The organism is Thermobifida alba, from assembly GCF_023208015.1.
Taxonomy (GTDB): Bacteria; Actinomycetota; Actinomycetes; order Streptosporangiales; family Streptosporangiaceae; genus Thermobifida; species Thermobifida alba.
The window spans coordinates 3,643,134-3,664,133 of record NZ_CP051627.1 but is presented as its reverse complement, the minus strand read 5'-3'; the positions used below and the strand labels follow the sequence as shown (position 1 = coordinate 3,664,133).

The 21,000-nt window shown below is 72.5% G+C and carries 20 protein-coding genes; 16 read left to right on the top strand and 4 right to left on the bottom strand.

The window, feature by feature from the left end; translation table 11 throughout:
* Positions 1-217 precede the first annotated feature (217 nt).
* Positions 218-646: a DUF4115 domain-containing protein gene (locus FOF52_RS16195; protein ID WP_248590779.1), complete on the top strand. Its 429-nt coding sequence runs from the start codon at positions 218-220 to the stop codon at positions 644-646.
* Between the two features lie 29 nt (positions 647-675).
* Here FOF52_RS16195 and pyrE read toward each other — a convergent pair whose 3' ends face one another.
* Positions 676-1,209, bottom strand: a complete 534-nt coding sequence (gene pyrE, locus FOF52_RS16190) for an orotate phosphoribosyltransferase (RefSeq protein WP_248590778.1) — start codon at positions 1,207-1,209, stop codon at positions 676-678.
* A 53-nt stretch (positions 1,210-1,262) separates the two neighbouring features.
* Between pyrE and cutA the strand changes: the two genes are divergently transcribed.
* The 5 genes from cutA to FOF52_RS16165 all read left to right on the top strand — a co-directional run bounded on the left by cutA (position 1,263) and on the right by FOF52_RS16165 (position 5,266).
* Entirely contained in the window at positions 1,263-1,607 is a 345-nt protein-coding gene (gene cutA, locus FOF52_RS16185; RefSeq protein ID WP_248590777.1) for a divalent-cation tolerance protein CutA, read from the top strand.
* Positions 1,604-2,197 carry a hypothetical protein gene (locus FOF52_RS16180; RefSeq protein ID WP_248590776.1) on the top strand — a complete coding sequence of 198 codons (594 nt, stop codon included), beginning with the start codon at positions 1,604-1,606 and terminating at the stop codon, positions 2,195-2,197. Before cutA ends, FOF52_RS16180 begins: the two co-directional genes overlap by 4 nt.
* Before the next feature lie 144 nt (positions 2,198-2,341).
* Complete coding sequence (locus FOF52_RS16175) at positions 2,342-3,883, top strand: NYN domain-containing protein (RefSeq protein ID WP_248590775.1); 1,542 nt, start codon at positions 2,342-2,344, stop codon at positions 3,881-3,883.
* Positions 3,884-3,916: 33 nt separating this feature from the next.
* Entirely contained in the window at positions 3,917-4,471 is a 555-nt protein-coding gene (locus FOF52_RS16170; RefSeq protein WP_248590774.1) for a hypothetical protein, read from the top strand.
* An 84-nt stretch (positions 4,472-4,555) separates the two neighbouring features.
* Positions 4,556-5,266, top strand: coding sequence for a helix-turn-helix transcriptional regulator (locus tag FOF52_RS16165; RefSeq protein ID WP_248590773.1), 711 nt, complete (start codon positions 4,556-4,558; stop codon positions 5,264-5,266).
* A gap of 1 nt (position 5,267) precedes the next feature.
* Here the strand turns inward: FOF52_RS16165 and FOF52_RS16160 are convergent, their stop codons facing one another.
* Positions 5,268-5,666, bottom strand: a complete 399-nt coding sequence (locus FOF52_RS16160; RefSeq protein ID WP_248590772.1) for a VOC family protein — start codon at positions 5,664-5,666, stop codon at positions 5,268-5,270.
* A 492-nt stretch (positions 5,667-6,158) separates the two neighbouring features.
* On the opposite strand from FOF52_RS16160, the gene FOF52_RS16155 reads away from it, so the two are divergent.
* The 8 genes from FOF52_RS16155 (at position 6,159) to FOF52_RS16120 (ending at position 16,198) form a co-directional block, all read left to right on the top strand.
* The gene (locus tag FOF52_RS16155) at positions 6,159-8,687 is read left to right on the top strand and encodes a ribonucleoside-diphosphate reductase subunit alpha (RefSeq protein ID WP_248590771.1); all 2,529 of its coding nucleotides are present in this window, start codon (positions 6,159-6,161) and stop codon (positions 8,685-8,687) included.
* 75 nt (positions 8,688-8,762) lie between these two features.
* Positions 8,763-9,827 carry a ribonucleotide-diphosphate reductase subunit beta gene (locus tag FOF52_RS16150; protein ID WP_248590770.1) on the top strand — a complete coding sequence of 355 codons (1,065 nt, stop codon included), beginning with the start codon at positions 8,763-8,765 and terminating at the stop codon, positions 9,825-9,827.
* A 325-nt stretch (positions 9,828-10,152) separates the two neighbouring features.
* Entirely contained in the window at positions 10,153-11,028 is an 876-nt protein-coding gene (locus FOF52_RS16145) for an SPFH domain-containing protein (RefSeq protein ID WP_248590769.1), read from the top strand.
* Positions 11,029-11,221: 193 nt separating this feature from the next.
* Positions 11,222-12,046, top strand: coding sequence for a CPBP family intramembrane glutamic endopeptidase (locus FOF52_RS16140; protein ID WP_248590768.1), 825 nt, complete (start codon positions 11,222-11,224; stop codon positions 12,044-12,046).
* Positions 12,043-13,200, top strand: coding sequence for a sensor histidine kinase (locus FOF52_RS16135; protein WP_248590767.1), 1,158 nt, complete (start codon positions 12,043-12,045; stop codon positions 13,198-13,200). The genes FOF52_RS16140 and FOF52_RS16135 overlap by 4 nt, the downstream gene beginning before the upstream one ends.
* Positions 13,197-13,856 carry a response regulator gene (locus FOF52_RS16130; RefSeq protein ID WP_248590766.1) on the top strand — a complete coding sequence of 220 codons (660 nt, stop codon included), beginning with the start codon at positions 13,197-13,199 and terminating at the stop codon, positions 13,854-13,856. Before FOF52_RS16135 ends, FOF52_RS16130 begins: the two co-directional genes overlap by 4 nt.
* A gap of 122 nt (positions 13,857-13,978) precedes the next feature.
* Positions 13,979-15,511 carry a sodium/proline symporter PutP gene (gene putP / locus FOF52_RS16125; RefSeq protein WP_248590765.1) on the top strand — a complete coding sequence of 511 codons (1,533 nt, stop codon included), beginning with the start codon at positions 13,979-13,981 and terminating at the stop codon, positions 15,509-15,511.
* Positions 15,512-15,625: 114 nt separating this feature from the next.
* The gene (locus tag FOF52_RS16120; protein ID WP_248590764.1) at positions 15,626-16,198 is read left to right on the top strand and encodes a putative glycolipid-binding domain-containing protein; all 573 of its coding nucleotides are present in this window, start codon (positions 15,626-15,628) and stop codon (positions 16,196-16,198) included.
* Positions 16,199-16,211: 13 nt separating this feature from the next.
* Here the strand turns inward: FOF52_RS16120 and FOF52_RS16115 are convergent, their stop codons facing one another.
* On the bottom strand, positions 16,212-16,790 hold the full coding sequence (locus tag FOF52_RS16115; RefSeq protein WP_248590763.1) for a Uma2 family endonuclease: 579 nt from the start codon (positions 16,788-16,790) through the stop codon (positions 16,212-16,214).
* A 164-nt stretch (positions 16,791-16,954) separates the two neighbouring features.
* Here FOF52_RS16115 and FOF52_RS16110 point away from each other — a divergent pair, with 164 nt between their 5' ends.
* Together FOF52_RS16110 and FOF52_RS16105 are read left to right on the top strand one after the other, a co-directional pair.
* Positions 16,955-17,764, top strand: a complete 810-nt coding sequence (locus FOF52_RS16110) for an alpha/beta fold hydrolase (protein WP_248590762.1) — start codon at positions 16,955-16,957, stop codon at positions 17,762-17,764.
* 87 nt (positions 17,765-17,851) lie between these two features.
* A complete protein-coding gene (locus FOF52_RS16105) occupies positions 17,852-18,619 on the top strand; it encodes a maleylpyruvate isomerase family mycothiol-dependent enzyme (RefSeq protein ID WP_248590761.1) in 768 nt (255 codons plus the stop codon).
* A gap of 61 nt (positions 18,620-18,680) precedes the next feature.
* On the opposite strand, the gene FOF52_RS16100 is transcribed toward FOF52_RS16105, so the two are convergent.
* Positions 18,681-20,861, bottom strand: a complete 2,181-nt coding sequence (locus tag FOF52_RS16100) for an MMPL family transporter (protein WP_248593897.1) — start codon at positions 20,859-20,861, stop codon at positions 18,681-18,683.
* Positions 20,862-21,000 lie beyond the last annotated feature (139 nt).

The window sequence follows — 21,000 nt, the reverse complement described above, 5'->3', positions numbered from 1 at the left end:
GGGTTTCCGGCGGTCACCCGCCCGGCGCTCTGGAGGGCGTGTCCGTCACGAAAGGTCTAGACCACAATGCCGTGAACGCCTCCCGTGCGCAACAGCGGCCCGGACGGACACGGGGAGTGGCGGACGCGGCGGGAGCGGGCCCCGCGCCGACGGGCGGAAAAGAAGAAGCTCATGCCCCTGTCGATTGTTATGGGTGATTCGCGCTACATTCAGCAGCGTGGGACGACACCGCAATGACCCGAGAGGCATCGGCCAGGCACTCGCGATCGCCGGAGCGATCGCGCTGCTGGTCATCCTCATTGTATTGGGCGGATACTTCTTCTACCGCTCTCTTCCCGGCAACAGCGACGTCTTGGTGCCCAGCGAGTCCGGCTCCCTCGCCGAGCCCTCGCAGCCCGCCGCCGAGGAGCAGAAAGTGCTGCACATCCGGGTGGTGGGGGAATCCAGCGACGTCCTCGTACGAGTACCCGGAGGCGAGGTGCTCATCGACACGACCATGACCCGGGGCGAGTACGTCTCCTACGACAAGCCCCGCATGGACGTGACCCTGGGCACCCCCTCAGCGGTCGAGGTGCACGTCAACGGTGAACCGAAGGACGTCAGCGGAGAGGAGCCCGGCTACACCTTCACGGCCGAGGCCGACTAGGCCCTGCCCCGGCAGGGCCCGACGGACGGTCAGACGTCCAGGTCGTCCAGCGTGTAGGCGGCCCGGTAGGGCAGCCCCTCGCCGACGATCCGGTCCCGCGCCCCCCGATCCACGATCACGGCCACGCCGACCACCTCGGCACCCGCCTCACGCAACGCGGTCACGGCCGTCAACACCGACCCCCCGGTGGTCGAGGTGTCCTCCACCGCGAGCACCCGGCGACCGCGGACGTCGGGCCCCTCGATACGGCGCTGCAACCCGTGTGCCTTGCCCTCCTTGCGCACCACGAACGCGTCCAGGCGCCGCCCCCGCGCCGCCGCCGCGTGCAGCATGGCCGTGGCCACCGGGTCCGCGCCCAGCGTCAACCCGCCCACCGCCTCGTAGTCCAGGTCGGCGGTCGCCTCCAGCATCACCCGCCCCACCAGCGGCGCGCTCTGCCCGTCCAGGGTGACCCGGCGCAGGTCCACGTAGTAGTCGGCCTCGGCACCCGAGGACAGGATCACCCTGCCGTGCACGACGGCCTTATCGTTGATCTGTCGCAGAAGATCGTCACGGTCGCTCATGGCTGCGAGCCTAGAGCGTGCCGGACACCGTCGGGCAGTCGAGGGAGCGCGCTTTGACGCACATCGAGAGCGGCGTCGGTCACGTGCGGGTCGAGGTCACCGCGGGCAGCAGCGAGGAGGCCCGGGCACTGGCCGACGCGGCGGTGGACGCCCGCCTGGCCGCCTGCGCCCAGATCAGCGGCCCCATCACCAGCGTCTACCGGTGGGAGGGCAGCATCCACGCCGACGAGGAGTGGCGGATCGTGTTCAAGACCGCCGACGACCGGCTGGCCGAACTGACCGCGCTCCTGGTCGACCGGCACTCCTACGAGGTCCCCGAGATCGTCGCCGTCCCCGTCGAGGGCGGCAACCCCGAGTACCTCGCCTGGGTCACCGAGTCCACCCGGCCCCGGCCGTGACCGGGCCGCTCGGGCGGCTCTGCCCGGTGCTGCTGCACAGTCCGCTGGGCACGGCCGCCGACTGGGGGAGCCTGCCGGACGACCTCGCCGACCGGGGCGTCGAGACCGTCGTCGTCGAGGTCACCGACGACGACCGGCCGCCCTTCGCCTCCCGCTACGTGGCGCGCTGCGCCCTGCAGGTCGCGGCCGCCGCCCCGCGGCACCCGCTGCTGCTCGTGGCCTCCGGAGCGGCCGGACCACTGGTGCCCGCGGTCGCCGCCGCCCAGCGCGCCGCCCACCGCACGGTCGCCGGATACGTCCTGGTCGACGCGCTCCTCCCGCAGCCCGGCACCCCCACCCGGGCCGAGCTCGCCGCTGCCCAGCAGCACCTCGATCCGCCGGTGCGGCCGCCCGAGTTCTTCACCGAACCGTTGCCGATGACCGCGGACTGGCCGGACGCGCCCTGCGGGTACCTGCGCACCGGGGAGGACTACGCCCGCCCCGCACACCTGGCGGCGCTGCGCTCCTGGCCGGTCCACCGCACGGCCGGAGCCCCGCTCGCAGACGCACTGGCGGAGCTGGTCACGGAACTGCTGCCGGAGGGCGGATGACCTCCGCAGCGGAGTCGCCCCACAGAGCACACAGACTTGGCTAGGCTGTGGCCTGGCCCCAGTCCGGCCGAAACCGACTGTTGGACCAGCTCGGCCGCGCTCGTGCGTCCGAGGCCACCAGAACCAAGGAAGGGACGGTGTCACGTGGATCGCTGCGCGCTGTTCGTCGACGCCGCCTACCTCCTGGCCGAGGGCGCGATGGCGGTGCATGGAACACGCGACCGCGACTCGGTGTCGTGGGACTACGCGGCGCTCGTGCAACTCCTCAACGAGGTCGCCCGCGACCGCACGGGACTCCCGCTGCTCCGCTGCTACTGGTACGAAGCGGTCACCGACGGTCGCCGCTCCCAGGAGCAGGAGGGCATCGCGGAGCTGCCCGGTGTGAAGTTCCGCGCCGCCCGCATCCGCCCCGGCCGGCGAGAAGGCGTCGAGAACTATGTGCAAAAGGACCTGGTCCCGCTGGCTCGCAACGGCGCCATCTGCGACGCCGTGCTCATCTGCGGCGACGAGGACATGGCGCCGGTCATCGCCGAGGCCCAGGAGTTCGGGGTCCGGGTCACCGTGGTGAACATCTCGATCGAGGGGAACTGGACGATCTCGCGCGCGCTGCGCCGCGAGTGCGACGACCTCATCGAGATCGGCGCGGGACACCTGCGCCCGCACGTCAACCTGCTGGAGGCGGGGGCGGGCCCGGCCGACGACACCATCCCCTCCGGGCAGAACGGTCCGCTGGCCAACGGACGGTCGCGTCCCACCACCGGCCCCACGACCCGCCAGCCCGCCACCGCGCACGCGGGGGCCTCCCGGGTGGAGCCCGCGGCGGCCGTGGAGGCCATGTTCGCGGCGACGGGCGCCCAGCCGGCCGCCACGGGCAGCGCGATGGAACAGCTGCGCGCGATGCGCCAGAGCCTCGCCCAGCAGCGCGGCGACCACCTCGCCGCGCAGAACACCGCCGCCATGGAACCGCGCACCGGCGGCCAGCCCTCCCTCGGCCAGGCGGGCTATCCGCCGCAGCACGGCACCGGAGCCCACCCCGGCATGGCGGGCGTGGTCGGCAACACCCCGACCGGCGCGCACCCGGCCATGCCGCCCCAGGGGTATCCGACCCCCGGCCAGGGGCAGCCCGGCCAGCACCAGGGCCAACCCCGGGACCCGGCGATGGGCGGCGCCTACGAACGGGAGGCCCCACCACCAGCCAGGGAGGTCCCTCCCGAACCACGGTTCGGGGGCAACACCGGTGAGAACCCGGGATACGGGGGTAACACCGGCGCAAACCCTACTTTTGGGGCCAGTACGGGAACTGACTCCCGCTACCGGAGCACTCAACGGGTCCACCAGGGCCCCGAGACCGCTGCTGGCCCCCGTCCGCAGAACAACCAGGCACCGCACAACGCCTACCCCAGCCCCGCACCACGCCTCGGCCACCCCCCGCAGGGAGGCCACACCCTCGAAGAGGCCGTCGGCATCGCCCACCAGGAGGGCAACGACTTCGCCGAGTCGATCGCCCGGGACGCCCCCGTGCTGTGGCTTGAGGCGGTACTGGCACGTAAGCCCCGCATGCCCTCCGACCTGGAAGCCCGTCTGCTCCAGGGATCCGCGCTGCCCGTCGACTTCCTGTTACGGGACGAGGTCAGGCACGCGCTGCGCCAGGGTTTCTGGGATGCTTTGGAGCGTTCCCGCACGTGACCACCGGGGCCGCGAGCAGCAGGAAGGACCGCGATGACCCGCGTGACGACAGCCGACCTCGACCGGTTGGAGTTCCAAGCCGTGCAGTCCGGGGACCATATCGCGGTCGCCGAGCAACTCATCAACCTGGCCAACCAGGTGGCGGCCGACAGTGAGGTCTGCCGGGCGGAACTGTTCGTGCGCGCGGGAGAGCAGTGGGAGATGGCCCAGGAGGCCGAACGGGCGGTGCGGGCCTACCAGCGGGCGATCGACGACGGCGGAGAGACCATCATCGACGCCCGAGCCCTGCTGGCGGGAGCGCTCCTGGAACTCGACCGCGTCGACGAGGCCTACGCCCACCTGGACCGGCTCAAGGCCGTGGGAGTCCGCAACCTCCCCACCTACATCCACGTCACCGAGACCCTGATGGCCCACTCCGACCTGGAGAACGCGCACGCCTGGGCCACCCGGGGCGTGGAGTGCTTCCAGCACCAGGACGTCTCCCCGTACATGCACGACCTGCTGATGGAACTGCTGCGCATCCGCTACCGCATCCGCGTCGACCTGGGGCTGCCCGAGGACCACCTGGACAAGCTCGTGGAGGACTGAGACGGCGGCCGCGCCGCCCCGCCCGCGGTCCGCGGCGGCTCCTGCCCGGCGGTCACCGGGCGCCCCGGCGGGAAGGGGTGGGACATGGACCAGGAGAGACCGTCGACGGTGGCGGGCGCGGTGCTGTGGCGCTACCGGGCGCCCGACCACGTCGCAGAGGAGCGCCGGATCCTGCCCGACGGATGCATGGACATCGTCTGGCTGGGGGACCGGCTGGTCGCGGCCGGCCCCGACACCACGGCCCACCTGGTGAGCGACACACCGGGAGGCGTCTACGCCGGGCTCCGGTTCGCTCCCGGCCGCGGGCCGGCGGTGCTGGGGGTCCCCGCCGCCGAACTGCGCGACACGCGCGTGCCGTTGGACCGGCTGTGGCCCGAGCCCCTGGTCCGGCGGATCACCGAACAGGTGGCCGCCGCTGCCGACCCGGCCCGGGCCCTGGAGGCGAGTGTCGCCGGACTGCCGCTCCGCGGCGACTCGGTCGACCCGGTGGCCGCGGAGGTGCTGGCCCGCCTGCGGACGGAGGCACCCGCCTCCCCGGGGAGGCGGGTGCGCGAGATGGCCGCGGCGGTCGGCCTCAGCGAACGCCAGCTGCGCCGACGCTGCCTGGCCGCCTTCGGCTACGGCCCCAAGACCCTCGACCGCGTGCTGCGCCTCAACCGGGCCCTGGACCTGGCCCGGGCCGGGACGCCGTTGGCCGAGACGGCGGCCCGGACCGGCTACGCCGACCAGGCCCACCTCACCCGGGAGGTGCGCGCCCTGACCGGGATGACGCCGGGCGCGCTGCTCGGAGGCTGACTCAGCCCCCGGCCAGGGGCGCGTACAGGTCCACGGAGTTGTCGTCGGGGTCGCGCACCACGGCGTAGCGCTGCCCCCACTCCGCATCCCAGGGAGCGAGCAGGCCCGGGTACCCGGCTCCGGTCAGTTCGGCGTAGACGGCGTCCACCTCGGCGGGGCTGCCGCAGGCGAACGCCAGCCCGACCCGTCCGGCGGCCCCGTCGCCCCGCCAGTCCGGGTCGTAGGAGCGGACCACCTCGTCGGTGTCCCAGGCGAGCCGCACACCGCCGCCGAGGTCCACCTCGACGTGCGGCAGCGTGTCCGCCCCGGCGGGGACGGGCAGTCCCAGCCGCCGGTAGAACGCCAGCGACCGCGCCATGTCCGAGGTGGTGATGCCGATGTAGTTCAACGTGACGGTCATGCCGCCAACCTAGGCGGCGCGGGCGTGCCGGGTCTTGAAGGAAACGGACGTCCCGGTGCTGGGAGGACCCGGGCAAGGCAGCGGACCTGGATTTCACATCATGAAAGTCAAGAACCGACACACCATCATGTTGTGCCTTGAATGGGTGAGCACCACTAGATGATGTGTTGTAGAGTCGTGCCCCGCCGACGGTTCGCCGCGGGAGAACAAGGCCGCGGCGACCGGAGAACGGTGTGTCCTCGGGCTGCCCAGGGTCAGTGAACAGGGCGAAGCCCGTGCCCGGACAGTCCCTCGGGCCGCACCGGCGACAGGGGGAACGACGCGGGAAGCGACGCGTCCGCCGCCCGCCGTCGGCATGCGCCAAGCGCACCACCACGGGGGCCGCCGAAGCCGCCGCGCAGCAGCAATCCACGGTCGCACGCCACGTGCTCCGTCGGCGTGCGCGCGGTTTCCCACCCCCAGCCGGTCGTCACCTACCAGGTTGGAGCCACCTTGACCATCGACACGGACGTCGATTCCGCCGCGACCCCCGCCGGCATCCCCACGGAGCGGATCAGGCAGGTGGTCACCGAGGCGTGCCAGGGGCTGCCCGGCGCCTCGGCGGAGACGGTCATCGCGGAGGCCGAGCGCGGGCTGTACCCGGGCATCACCCCCGCCGAACTCGAACTCGCCCTGATCATGGCGGCGCGTACGTTCGTCGAAACCGACCCCGACTACTCCCACGTCAGTGCCCGGCTGCTGCTGGACAAGCTCCGCCGCGAGGCGCTGACCTTCCTCAGCGGCGCCCCCGACGAGGCCACCCACGCCGACATGGTCCGGCGCTACCCCGCCTACCTGCGCGCCTACGTCGCACGCGGCATCGAACTGGAGCAGCTCACCCCCGAGCTCGCCGACTTCGACCTGGACCGCCTCGGTGCGGCGCTGCGCCCCGAACGCGACCTGAACTTCACCTACCTGGGCCTGCAGACCCTCTACGACCGCTACTTCCTGCACCACGGCGGCACCCGCTACGAACTGCCGCAGGCGTTCCTCATGCGGGTGGCCATGGGACTGGCGCTGCGTGAGGACGACCGGGACGCGCGCGCGATCGAGTTCTACGAACTGCTGTCCTCGTTCGACTTCATGTGCTCCACGCCGACCCTGTTCAACTCCGGCACCCGGCGTCCGCAGCTGTCCTCCTGCTTCCTCACCACCGTCGGCGACGACCTCGCCCAGATCTTCCACGCCATCAGCAACAACGCCCTGCTGTCCAAGTACTCCGGCGGCCTCGGCAACGACTGGACGCCCGTGCGCGGTCTGGGCGCGCACATCAAGGGCACCAACGGCAGGAGCCAGGGCGTCGTCCCCTTCCTCAAGGTCGCCAACGACACGGCGGTGGCAGTCAACCAGGGAGGGCGCCGGCGGGGCGCGGTCTGCGCCTACCTGGAGACCTGGCACATCGACATCGAGGAGTTCCTCGACCTGCGCAAGAACACCGGCGACGAGCGCCGCCGCACCCACGACATGAACACCGCCAACTGGGTGCCCGACCTGTTCCTGGAACGGGTGGAGAGCGACGCCCAGTGGACCCTGTTCTCCCCCGACGAGGTGCCCGACCTGCACGACCTCTACGGGGAGGAGTTCGCGCGCGCCTACACCGCCTACGAGCGCGCCGCCGACCGGGGCGAGATCCGCGTGTTCCGCCGGGTGCGCGCCGTGGACCTGTGGCGGCGCATGCTCACCATGCTGTTCGAGACCGGGCACCCGTGGATCACCTTCAAGGACCCGTGCAACCTGCGCTCCCCGCAGCAGCACGCCGGCGTGGTCCACTCCTCCAACCTGTGCACCGAGATCACCCTGAACACCAGCCTCGACGAGGTCGCCGTGTGCAACCTGGGCTCGGTGAACCTCGCCAACCACGTCGGCCCCGACGGGCTGGACGCCGAACGGCTGCGCCGGACCGTGCGCACCGCCGTGCGCATGCTCGACAACGTCATCGACGTGAACCTGTACACCGTGCCCGAGGCCGAGCGCGCCAACCTGCGGCACCGCCCGGTCGGCCTGGGCCTGATGGGCTACCAGGACGCGCTGTTCACGCTGCGGCTGCCCGTGGCGTCGCCGGAGGCCGTGGAGTTCGCCGACGCGAGCATGGAGTTGATCAGCTACCACGCCATCGAGGCGTCCGCGGACCTGGCGGCCGAGCGCGGCGCCTACTCCTCCTTCGACGGGTCGCTGTGGAGCCGGGGCATCCTGCCGATCGACTCGCTGGAACTGCTCGCCGAGGCCCGCCGCGGCGGCCTGGACGTGGACCGCACGCGGCGGCTGGACTGGGACGCGCTGCGGGAGAAGGTACGCACCACCGGGATGCGCAACTCCAACGTGATGGCGATCGCGCCCACCGCGACCATCGCCAACATCACCGGCGTCAACCAGTCCATCGAGCCGATCTACCGCAACCTGTTCGTCAAGGCGAACATGTCCGGCGACTTCACCGTCGTCAACCCGTACCTGGTGCGCGACCTCAAGGAGCGCGGCCTGTGGGACGAGGAGATGGTGGCGGCGCTGAAGCTGTACGACGGCAGCCTCGGGCCGATCGACCGGGTCCCCGCGGACCTGAAGGAGCTGTACGCCACCGCCTTCGAGATCGACCCGTCCTGGCTGGTCGACGCGGCCTCGCGGCGGCAGAAGTGGCTGGACCAGGCGCAGTCGCTGAACCTGTACATGGCCGAGCCGAGCGGCCGCAAGCTCGACGAGCTGTACCGGCGGGCCTGGCGCCGGGGCCTCAAGACCACCTACTACCTGCGGTCGCAGGGCGCCACGCACGTGGAGAAGAGCACGCTGCGCGGCACCGACGGCCGACTCAACGCGGTCGCGCCCGTCGCGGCCGCCTCTCCCGCTGCCTCCCCCGCCCCCTCGCCCGGTCCGGCCCCGCGCCCGGCGGCCGCGCCGTCGGCGCCCCCGGTGAGCGGGTCGGCCCCCGAGATCGACCCGGACGCCGCGTTCTGCTCGCTGGACGACCCCGAATGCGAGGCCTGCCAGTAACCGGCCGAGTCCCCGCCCCCGGCCGCGTCCGCCCCCGTGGCCGCGGCCCCATCCGGAACACGCTGAGAGGAACCCATGACCACCGTCGACAGCACCGGTCTCGGTGAGATCCAGAGCGGCGCCGCGCGCGTCGACGTCGCCGACAAGCGGATGATCAACTCCCGTGCCGACGTCAACCAGCTGCTGCCGCTCAAGTACCGCTGGGCGTGGGAGAAGTACCTGGCCGCCTGCAACAACCACTGGATGCCGACCGAGGTCAGCATGCAGGCCGACATCGCGCTGTGGAAGTCCGCCGACGGCCTCACCGAGGACGAGCGGCTCATGGTCAAGCGCAACCTCGGATTCTTCGCCACGGCGGAATCTCTGGTGGCGAACAATATCGTGCTGGCGGTCTACCGGCACCTGACCAACCCCGAGTGCCGCCAGTACCTGCTGCGGCAGGCCTTCGAGGAGGCCGTGCACACGCACACCTTCCAGTACATCTGCGAGAGCCTCGGCCTGGACGAGGGCGAGCTGTTCAACATGTACCGCGAGGTGCCCTCCATCACCGAGAAGGACGCGTGGGCGCTGCGCTACACCCGCAACCTGGAGAACCCGGACTTCGCCACCGGCACGCCAGAGGCCGACCAGGCGTTCCTGCGCGACCTCGTCGCCTTCTACGTGGTGTTCGAGGGCATGTGGTTCTACACCGGGTTCGCGCAGATCCTGTCGCTGGGGCGGCGCAACAAGATGGTGGGCGTCGCCGAGCAGTACCAGTACATCCTGCGCGACGAGAGCATCCACCTGAACTTCGGCATCGACGTGATCAACCAGATCAAGATCGAGAACCCGCACCTGTGGACCGAGGAGTTCCAGGCCGAGGTGCGGAGCATGCTCACCGAGGCGTGCGAACTGGAGGTCGCCTACGGGCGGGAGACCATGCCGCGCGGCATCCTCGGCCTCAACGCCGGGCTGTGCGAGCAGTACATGCGTTTCATCACCGACCGCCGTGCCGAGCAGATCGGCCTGGCGCCGATCTTCGGTGAGACGGAGAACCCGTTCCCGTGGATGTCGGAGATGATGGACCTGAAGAAGGAGAAGAACTTCTTCGAGACCCGGGTGATCGAGTACCAGACCGGCGGCGGCCTGTCCTGGGACTGATCCGGGACGGTGCCGCGGCCCTCCCCTCGGCCGAGGGGAGGGCCGTTCTGCTGCCGGGAGCCTTCGCCGGGCCGCCGCCCCGCCGGGGCGGCGGCCCGGCCGTGTCGGAGATTTTCGCGGCGACGAGGGATCCATTAGGCGTTTTCGGGAGTCAAAGACAGAGGAGACGCGGAGCCGCCCCCGGTGCGGCGCGTGGCGCGTCCCGAAGACGACCGTCGGCCGCGTGTCCCTCCCGCGGCCGGACGGCACCGATCCGACCCCCCGCAGCCGGGCGGTCCGCCGGGCTGCCACGGACCGGGAACGACCGACAGGAGATGGACATCCAGTGAAGACCCCCCGCATTGCCGCCGCGGCCCTGCTCGTGCTCGGAGCCACGGCGTGCTCCGTGTCCACCGGCCCCGACCAGGTGGGACTGGAGTACGACGCCGGGGCGTTCTCCGCCACCACGTTCGACAACTGCATCGGCCCCGGCGAGCGCGAGTACTACGGTCCCGGCGACCTCACCTTCATCTACCCGGGGGGCCAGCGCACGTTCACGTTCAGCGCCGCCGAGACCGCCGAGGCGCCGCAGGCCACCGTCGTGTCCAACGACGACCTGGAGCTGACGGTGGAGGGGGTGGTCACCTTCACCCTCAACCCGACCTGCGACACGCTGCGCGAGTGGCACGAGCGCATCGGGCTGAAGTACGAGGCCGACACCGACGAGGGCTGGGTGGAGATGCTGACCACCTACATCGGCCAGCCGCTGAACCGCGCCCTCGACGACGCCAGCAAGCAGTACTCCTGGCGCGACCTGTACACCTCGGCCGAGACCAAGGCCGAGTGGGAGCAGAAGGTCGGGGAGCTGCTGTCGGAGTACATCGCCGAGCAGGGCGGCGGCGGCGACTTCTTCTGCTCCCCCAACTACACCGGGGCCGAGGACCAGGACTGCGGCACCCCGCAGCTGACCATCCAGCAGCCGGTGCCTCCGGCGGACGTGCGCGCGGCGCTCACCAAGGCGCAGACGGCCATCGAGGAGACCGCCGCCCAGGAGGAGGAGAACAAGCGCGTCGAGATGGAGCTGGAGGCGATCGAGCAGCTCGTCGACGTCCTCGGGCCCGAGGGCTACATCCTCTACGAGGCGATGCGCAACGGCGACATCGAGCTGATGCCGGTGCCGCAGGGCGGCGCGGTCAACATCACTCCCCGCCGCGGGGAGTGACCGTCCCCGGACGGTGACCTCCCCGGCTCCGTACCGGTCCCGGCGGCCGCCGGGACCGGTACGCCCGCAGGGCTTGTCCCCCGTGCGAGCCACACGCAGGTGTCCACCGCATGGTGACGACTCCCGGCCGCCGGATCCGTAGTGTTCGACGCGGTCGCGGCATTCGGGCCGCGCGGATGGTGAAGGAGTTCCGGTGAGACTGGTGTGGCAGTTCGCGGCCGTCGCGGCGGTCGCCCTGATCGGCAGCCGGGCTGCCCTCGCGCTGGGGGGCAGCCCGTGGGCCGCGTCGGCCCTGGGGGTTCTGACCGCGGTGTTCGCGGTGCTCGTCTACCGGTGGGTGGTGCGGCGGACCGAGGACCGCGCGCCCACGGAGCTGGCCGGGAGGGGCGCGGCCGCCGCGGTCGGCTGGGGGACGCTGGGCGGCACCGCGCTGTTCGGGGCCGTCATCGCGGCCATCGCCCTGCTCGGGGGCTACGAGGTCGGCGGCCTCGGCTCGGTGACCGGCGCGGTGGGGCTGTTCGGCTTCATGGCGGCCGCTGCTGTGACGGAGGAACTGCTGTTCCGCGGCGTCCTGTTCCGGATCGTGGAGGAGCGCGTCGGCACGTGGATCGCGCTGGTGCTGATCAGCGTGCCGTTCGGCCTGCTGCACCTGGTCAACCCGCACGCCGACGTGTGGGGCGCCGTCGCCGTCGCGATCGAGGGCGGCGGCATGCTCACCGCCGCGTACGTCGCCACCCGCAACCTGTGGGTGCCGATCGGCCTGCACTTCGGCTGGAACTTCGCCGCGTCCGGCATCTTCAGCACCGAGGTCTCGGGCAACGACACCCCGCAGGGGCTGCTGGACGCCGCGACGTCGGGACCGGTGCTCGTCACCGGCGGCGACTTCGGTCCGGAGGGCAGCCTGTTCGCGGTGCTGTTCTGCGTGCTGGCGACCGTCGGGTTCGGGTGGCTGGCCCACCGGCGCGGACGCCTGGTGCCTTTCCGCCGGGGCGCCGCCGCCACTACACTTCCCCGGTGACCAACTGTCGGCGGCTCCAGGAGCTGTGGCGCCGACTCGGCACCGCGGCCTGGTACCTCCCCCCGCTCAGCCTGCTGCTCTTCGCCGGGTCGTTCCTCCCCGCGCTCCACAGCCAGGGGACGCAGCTCGGCGGCGTGCCGTCCCGTCCCTTCGACGAGTGGGCCGTTGTGGCGGTCGCCCTCGAAAGCCTCGCGCTCTCCGTGGGCCGGCGCTGGCCGGCCGCCTGCCTCGCTCTCGTGTCGCTCGGCTTCGCGGTCGACCAGCTCCGCGGCTACCACTCGTTCGCGGGGGTCGCGCTGCCCATCGCGCTGCTGAACGCGGGGTTCCGCCTGGAGCGGCACCGGCGTGCCGCCGCGCTGCTGTTCTCCGCGGCGTACGTGCCGCTGGCGGTCGCGCTCTCCGTGCTCGGCTCGGGCGAGTCGTTGAGCGGGTTCGTGACGTTCTACCTGGCGCTGGTCCTCATGTGGGGCATCGGGGCGTGGATGCGCTCCACCCGGGCCGCGGAGGCGGAGCGCCGCCGCCGCGTCGCCGAGGACACCCGCGCCGCCGAGCGGACCCGCATCGCCCGCGAGCTCCACGACGTCGTGACCCACCACGTGACGGCGATGGTCGTGCAGGCCGAGGCGGCGCGGTACCTGACCGCGGCGCCCGACCGCCTCGACCAGGCCCTGGCCGCCGTCACCGACACCGGCCGGCGGGCCATCGCCGACCTGCGGAACCTGCTCGACCTGCTCAACCCCGACCACGGGGCCGGGGGCGGGATGCCGTCCGCCGACGGGATCCCCGCGCTGGTGGAGCAGACGCGCCGGGCGGGGCAGCCGGTGGAGTTCACCGAGGAGGGCACGCCGGCGGAGCCGGGCGGCAGCGCCCACCTCGTGGCCCACCGGGTCGTGCAGGAGGCCCTGACGAACGCCCTCAAACACGCCTACGGCAGCCGCACCTCGGTCCGGGTGCGCCACGACGAGAAGGAGATCACCGTGGAGGTCGACACGGACGGTTCCGGCTCGCGGGGAGGCTCCCCCGGAGGGAGCGGGCGGGGGCTCGCCGGCCTCCGGGAACGGGTCGACGTGCTGGGCGGCGACTTCCGCGCGGAGCGGCGGCCGGACGGCGGCTTCGCCGTGCGGGCGCGCATCCCCGCGGGGGACCCGTCGTGACCGCGCCGATCCGGGTCCTGGTCTGCGACGACCAGGCGCTGATCCGCACGGGGCTGACCACGATCATCAACGCCCAGGACGACCTTGAGGTGGTGGGCGAGTGCGGGGACGGGCGGACCGCGGTCGACCTGGGCGGCCGACTGCGTCCGGACGTCGTGGTGATGGACGTGCGCATGCCGGTGCTCAACGGCATCGAGGCCACCCGCCTGCTGGCCGGCGCCGGGGTGCCGCACCCCGTCAAGGTGCTCGTGGTGACGACGTTCAACCTGGACGAGTACGTCTACGAGGCGCTGCGCGCGGGGGCCAGCGGGTTCCTGCTCAAGGACGCGCCGCCGGCCCAGCTGCTGCACGGCATCCGGACCGTGGCCGCCGGCACGGCGCTGCTGGACCCCAAGGTGACGCGCCGGCTCGTGGGCAGGTACGCCGCCCGCATCCGGCCCGCCGAGCACGGCCCGCGCGACCTCCCGCTGACCCCCCGGGAACTGGAGGTCCTCCGTCTCATCGCGGAGGGCCTCTCCAACCGGGAGATCGCCGAGGCCCTCCAGTTGAGCCAGGAGACCGTCAAGACCTTCGTGTCGCGCATCCTCACCAAACTCGGGCTCCGCGACCGGGTCCAGGCGGTGGTCTACGCCTACCGCCACGGCCTGGTGGTCTGACGCGCCGTGCGGGCGGCCCGGGCGCCCCGCTCGACGGGACCGGGGGTTGTCGGGGCCGCCGATCGGGCTCACTATGTGAGTCAGGTCACCCCCCGCCCGATTGCGGGCAGTAAGGAGTCCCCATGACCGACTCGGTGCTGGCCTCGGCGGTCACCTTCGCCGTCTACTTCGCGGTGATGGTGGGCATCGGCCTGTGGACGTACCGGCGGACGACCTCCGCCTCCGACTTCTACCTCGGCGGGCGCAGCCTCAACAGCTGGGTGTCGGGGCTCAGCGCCAACGCCAGCGACTTCAGCGGCTGGCTGCTGCTGGGGCTGCCCGGCGCGATCTACCTGTCCGGACTGGGGGAGGCGTGGATCGCGGTCGGGCTGGCGATCGGCTTCTACGCGAGCTGGCGGGTCGTCGCGCCCCGACTGCGGGTCTACACCGAACGCGCCACGGACGCCCGCCGGGGAGGCGAGTCCGACTCCCTGACCCTCTCGTCCTTCCTGGAGAACCGGTTCGGTGAGCGGCGGGGCCTGCTGCGCGGTGTCTCCGCCCTGCTCATCCTGGTGTTCTACCTGTTCTACGTGGCGTCCGGGCTGGTCGCCATGTCGGTGCTGTTCGACCAGGTCTTCGGCCTGCCGGGCACGGCGGCGGTGGTCCTGGGCGCGTCGGTCATCGTGCTGTACACGTTCCTCGGCGGGTTCCTCGCGGTCAGCTTCACCGACGTGGTGCAGGCCGCCATGATGTGGGCCGCGCTGCTGGCGGTGGCGGCGACCGCGCTGGTCGCGCTCGGCGGCCTCGGCGGGGCCGTCGACGGGGTGGCGTCGCGCGGCGACGCCCTGCTCTCCCCGCTCGGCGGGACGGCGCTGGCCGACGGTGAGTGGACGTCCACGGAGACGCTGGGCGTCCTGGTGATCGTCTCCGGACTGGCCTGGGGGATCGGGTACTTCGGGCAGCCGCACATCCTGGCCCGGTTCATGGGGATCCGTTCGGTCGCCCACATCCCCCGCGCGCGCGTGGTCAGCGTCGCGTGGGCGGTCACCGCGATGGCCCTGGCCGTCCTCGTCGGCTTTCTCGGCATCGCCTACTTCGACCGGCCGCTGGACAACCCGGAGAGCGTGTTCCTGTCGCTGATCCAGGCGCTCACGAACCCGTGGGTGGCGGGCTTCCTGCTGTCGGCGGTCCTCGCCGCGGTGATGAGCACCGCCGACTCGCAGCTGCTGGTCGCCGCCGCGGCGCTGACCGAGGACGGCTACCGTGTCCTGGCGCGGCGCGAGGTGTCGCCCGCCGCGATGGTGTGGATCAGCCGGTTCGCCGTGGTCGGGGTGGCGGTCGCGGCCGGAGTGCTCGCCGTGACCAGCCAGGACAGCGTGCTGGACCTCGTGGGCTATGCCTGGGCCGGGTTCGGCGCGGCGTTCGGGCCGGTGATCGTGCTGGCGCTGTACTGGCGCCGGATGAACTGGGCGGGGGCGCTGGCGGGCATGGTCGCGGGCGGCACGGTCGCGCTGGTCTGGCCCGGCGTCGACCCGATCGGCCTGTACGCGATGGTCCCGGCGGTGCTCGCCTCGGTGGCCGCGATCCTCGTGTGCAACCCGCTCGGCCCGCAGGCCACCGAGCAGCTGGCGGCGGACTTCCGCAGAGTCGAACAGGAGGTCGCGGGCGGACTCTGAGGCCGCGGCGGCGTCCCGGGAGGGCGCCGCCGCCGGGATTTCGGCCTCTCGACACGTCACGAACCGGACACCGGGTGTGGCGTCAAAGCGCGAAATACCGGTAGAACGGTCGACATGAGCCCCAAGAACGAGCTCCCCGTCGCCTGGTCCCGGCTCGACGTCGCCGAGGGGCTCTGCGTCGGCACCCTGGTCACCGAACGGCACGGCTACCGCCTGGAGGCCGGTGAGGTCGTCGCCGATCCGCGGGAACGGTACTCGTGCCGGTTCAGCGTGCGCACCGACCTGGCGTGGAGCACCCGGAGCGCCCGGGTGGACGTCGTCGACGCGCGCGGTGCGCACGTCCTGGAACTGGTCAACCGGTCCGGGCAGTGGACGGTCAACGGTGCGGCGGCCCCCGAACTGGAGGGGTGCGTGGACGTGGACGTGGCCGCGGCCCCGCTCACCAACACGCTGCCCATCCGCCGTCTGGGCCTGGAACCGGGGGAGCACCGCGACATCCACGTCGCCTGGGTGGACGTGCCGGAGCTGCGGGTCACCCGGATGCGGCAGCGCTACACGCGCCTGACCCCCGAGGAAGGGTTGGACCGCTACCGGTACCGCGACTCCGGGTACGGGGCGTTCGACCTGACGGTGGACCGCAACGGCCTGGTCGTCGACTACGAGCGCCTGGCCCGGCGGATCGCCTGAACGGCGGGTCCGGTCACCGGACCAGCCTTCGGAGGTCCACGTCGATGTCGAAGGGAACGCTCACCGTCAGCCGGTCATGGGCGATCGTCGTCGGAACGTACTGTCCTGTTGCCGGATCGAGTTCGTAGACGTAGACGACCGGGAACCCGGAGTCGTCCTCCTCCACCCGCCAGAAGTGCGGAATTTCGGCCTTGGCATATTTCAGCGGTTTGGTCTCGCGATCGCGTTCGGCCGACTCCTCCGACACGATCTCCACCACGAGCAGGACCTCCTCCGGCAGGTAGAAGGTGCGGTCATTGTCGCGGTCGGAAGTGCGGAAAGCGAGGATGTCGGGTTCGGGACGCTGGCGTTGCCCCAGCTTGACCGCCATCTCGATTTCGACGCCGATGCCTTCCGGGGCAGCGAGGTCCAGGGCACTGCCCAGACGCAGCATCACGCGGGAGTGGAAGGACCGGTGGGGGGACACCACGATGAGCGCTCCGTCGATCAGTTCGATGTGCTGCGGCGCCTCCGGGGGGAGCCGGTCGAGGTCGTCAGCCGTCCAGCCCCCGGGGGGCGGCATGAACCAGTCGGGCAGCGGCTCAGCGGACAACGTCGGCTCCTTCAACTGGATCGACACGCTCGGTTCGCCCCTGGTCGCGTTCGGTGACGACTCCGGGGTGGGAAGGTATCGGAAAGCGTACCCACACGCGGCCGGAAGCCACGGAACGCGGCGTTAGGGAATGGCCCTTTCCTCCCCGGGTACCGCTGTGGTTCATGGGGGAGTCACGGATCGTTTACGAACGGCGGGGCAGCGGCAGCCCTCTGGTGCTGCTGCACGGGCTGGGCCACCGCAGGCAGGCGTGGCGTCCGGTGCTGCGGATGCTGGAGACCGTCCACGACGTGGTGGCCCTGGACCTGCCGGGGTTCGGGGAGTCGCGGGCGCCCGGAGCGGGGGAGCGCTACGACATCGCCTGGCTGGTGGAGGCGGTGGAGCGGTTCTGCGACCGGTTGGGGCTGTACCGCCCGCACCTGGCGGGCAACTCGTTGGGCGGGGCGATCGCCCTGGAACTGGCCGCGCGCGGGACCGCCGCCTCGGCCACCGTGTTCTCGCCCGTCGGGTTCACCGCCGGCGCGGAGAACCTGGGCAACCGGCTGCTCGCCGTGGGCGCGGGGGTGGCCGCCCGGGTCCCCGAGCACATCCGGGTGGCGGTGGCCGACAGTCCGCTCATGCGGTCCGTGGCGCGCCGGGTGCTGCGCGGCACCCCCGGTCCGGACAGCCACCGCGACGTGCGTTTCGACGCCACCGCGCTCTCCGCCGGCTCCCCCTTCGTCAGGCTGGCTCCCGAGGTCGCCTGCTACTCGTTCACCGCGAGCGTGGTGTGCCCGGTGACCGTCGGCTGGGGGGACCGCGACCGCGTCCTCACCCCCCACGCGGCGCGCCGGGTCGCCGCGCGCATCGCCCACGCCCGCCTGGTCAGCCTGCCCGGATGCGGGCACGTGCCGATGGCGGACCGTCCCGCGCTGGTGTCGGCCGCGATCACCGAGACCACCCGCACCGCGGAACGGCCCGGCGTCCCGTCCTGAGGTGCGCGTTCTGGTCGATCCGCCGATTCGCGCGGAAACGCCGTGTGGTTGCCTTGAGAGAGTTTTCCCCTCTGGAGGTGAACAACGGTGAGGACGCGACGGGACGAGCACGTCCGCTGGCTGCGTGTGGAGGGCGAACGCATGGCCGACGCCGCCGAGGCCGCGGGCATGGACGCGAAGGTGCCCACCTGCCCCGAGTGGCGGGTGCGGGATCTGCTGCGGCACACCGGCGGGGTGCACCGCTTCGCCGCGACCATCGTGAGTGAACGGCTGGAGAGGCGTCCGCAGGGCGAGAAGCACGCGGCGGCCATGCGGAGCTGGCCGGAGGACGACGGTGAACTGCTCGCCTGGTTCCGGGAGGGCCACGCCCGGCTGGTGGACGTCCTGGGCGGCGCCGACCTGTCCACGCGGTGCTGGTCGTTCCAGCCCGCGCCGTCCCCGGTGGAGTTCTGGGCCCGCCGCCAGGCCCACGAGACGACCATCCACCGCGTCGACGCCGAGGCCGCGGGCCGGGGCGTGACCCCGGTGTCCGCCGGTTTCGCCGCCGACGGCGTCGACGAGATCCTGCGCAACTTCTTCACCTCCCGCAACCCGGTGGTCACCGCCGAGCCGTCGCGGACCCTGGCGGTGCGGGCCGTGGACACCGGCGACGCCTGGCTGGCCACCATCGGTCCGGAGGGCGTGGCCACCGTGCGCGGCTACGGCACGGCCGACTGCACGGTCACCGGCAACGCCGGCGACCTGTACACCCTGCTGTGGAACCGGCGCGGCACCGCCGGGCTCACCGTGACGGGGGACGCCTCGGTCCTGGAACTGTGGCGGACCCGGGCGCGCGTGGTCTGGCCCTGGGACTGACGCCGCGCCCGGGACCGGCCGGGGGCGGGAGGGCGACGCCTCCCGCCCCCGGGGCCGCGGGTCAGGACCGGTCGCGGGCCAGCCGGCTGGGCCACCACATCGCGCGGCCCACGTCGAGGCTGAGCGCGGGGACCAGCAGGGAGCGCACGACCAGCGCGTCCAGCAGCACGCCGAACGCCACCAGGAACGCCAACTGGAGCAGGAACAGCAGCGGCACCACCGCCAGCGCGGCGAAGGTCGCGGCCAGCACCACGCCCGCGGAGGTGATGACGCCGCCGGTGACGGTGAGGCCGCGCAGCACCCCCTCGCGGTGGCCGAAGCCCGCCGCCTCCTCGCGGACCCGGGTCATCAGGAAGATGTTGTAGTCGATGCCCAGGGCCACCAGGAACACGAACGCGAACAGCGGCACCCCCGGGTCCGCGCCCGGCAGGTCCAGCAGGTGGTTGAAGACGAGCGCGCCCACGCCCAGCGCCGAACCGAACGACACCACCGTGGTGATCATGAGCAGCACCGGGGCCACCACCGACCGGAGCAGCACGACCAGCACCAGCAGCACCACGGTCAGCACCAGCGGCACCACGACGTACAGGTCGCGGGTGGCGGTGTCGAGCGTGTCGAGGGTCTCCGCGGAGGGGCCGCCCACCAGGGCGTCGGCGCCGTCCACCGCGTGCACGGCCGCCCGCAGGTCGCGGGTGATGTCCACGGCCTCGGTGGACGCGGCGGGTTCGCTCAGGGACGCCTCCAGCAGCACCCGGCCGTCCACGACCTTCGGCTCGGCCTCGGACGGTCCTCCGCCGGCGACGCCGGGTGGCGGTCCGTCCCCGGTGGCGCCGGGGGGCGGTCCCTCCGTCCCCGCGTCCGGGCCGTCCGCGGCGCCGGGCGGCGGACCGCCCGGCGTGTCCTCCCCGCCGGCCGCCGGGGGAGCGCCGCCCGCCGGGTCCGGCTTCTCGGTGACCGGCACCACCTCGGTGACGCCGTCGACGCCCTCGGCGGCCTCGATGACCGCGTCGATCTCGTCGGCGTCGGCGACGATCACCGCGGGCTGGGCCGTCACCGCCTGCCCGAAACCGTCCTCCAGCACCTCCTGGCCGGCCACCGAGTCCACCTCGGTGCGGAACACGTCGAAGTCGGAGGTCCCCTCGGCGCGGAACTGCGGCACGAACGCGGCCGCGGCCAGCAGCACCAGCGCCGTCGCCACCCAGTAGCGGCGGGGGTGGCGCGCCACCGAGGTGGCGATGCCGCCCCACAGGCGGTGCCGGCGCAGCACGGTGTCGGTGGGTTCGGCCTCCCCGGTCGCCTCGACTCCCTCGAAGCGGGGGCGGATCGGCCAGAACGCGGCACGGCCCAGCAGCAGGAGCACCGCGGGCAGGAAGGTCAGCGCCGCGAACAGCGCCGCGGCGATGCCGATCGCGGCGACCGGGCCGAGACCGCGGTTGGAGGCCAGGTCGCTGGCGAGCAGGCACAGCACGCCGAGGATGACGGTGCCGCCGGAGGCGAGGATCGGCTCGACGGTGCCGCGCACCGCCGTGCGCATCGCGTCCAGGGGCCGGGCGTGCTCCTGGAGGGTCTCCCGGTAGCGGGAGACCAGCAGCAGCGCGTAGTCCGTGCACGCGCCGACGACCAGGATGAACAGGATGCCCTGGCTCTGCCCGTTGAGCTGCACCCAGTCGGCCGCCGCCGCGGCGTAGACGGCCGCCGCGGCCAGTACCAGGGCGAGCATCGCGGCGAGGATCACCACGACCGGCAGGATCGGGGAGCGGTACACGGAGATGAGGATGACCAGCACCGCGCCGAGCGCCACCAGCAGCAGGGTGCTGTCGATGCCGCCGAAGGCCGCCGACAGGTCGGCGACGAGCCCGGCGGGACCGGCCACGTACACCTCCACCCCGTCGACGGGGTGCTCGGCGAGGAGGGCGCGCAGCTCCTCGACGGTGTCGCCGACGTCGGCGTCCTCGCGCAGCGGCACGACCACCTGGGCGACGGAGTCGTCCTCGGTGCCCACCAGCGGGCCGACCGCCTCGCCGTCGGAGATCTCCGGGCGGTCCCGTACCGCCGCGACCTGGTCGCCGATGGCGGCCAGCTGCTCCTCGGTGAGGGTGTCGTCGGCGGAGTAGGCGATGATCGCGGGGACCCGCTCCTGTTGCGCGAAATCCTGCTGGATCCGGCTGACCTCGGTGGATTCGGCGCTGACCGGGAGGAAGGAGGACTCGTCGTTGGTCTGCACCTCGGTGAGGCGGCCCATGAAGGCCCCCAGGGGGCCCGCACCGAACAGCCAGGCCAGGACGAGCAGGACCGCCGCCCCGTACCAGACGCGGCGGTGGCGCACCGGTGGCCGGGACCCGGGGGGATGGTCGGCGTCCGCCGACTGTTTCGCGATCCGG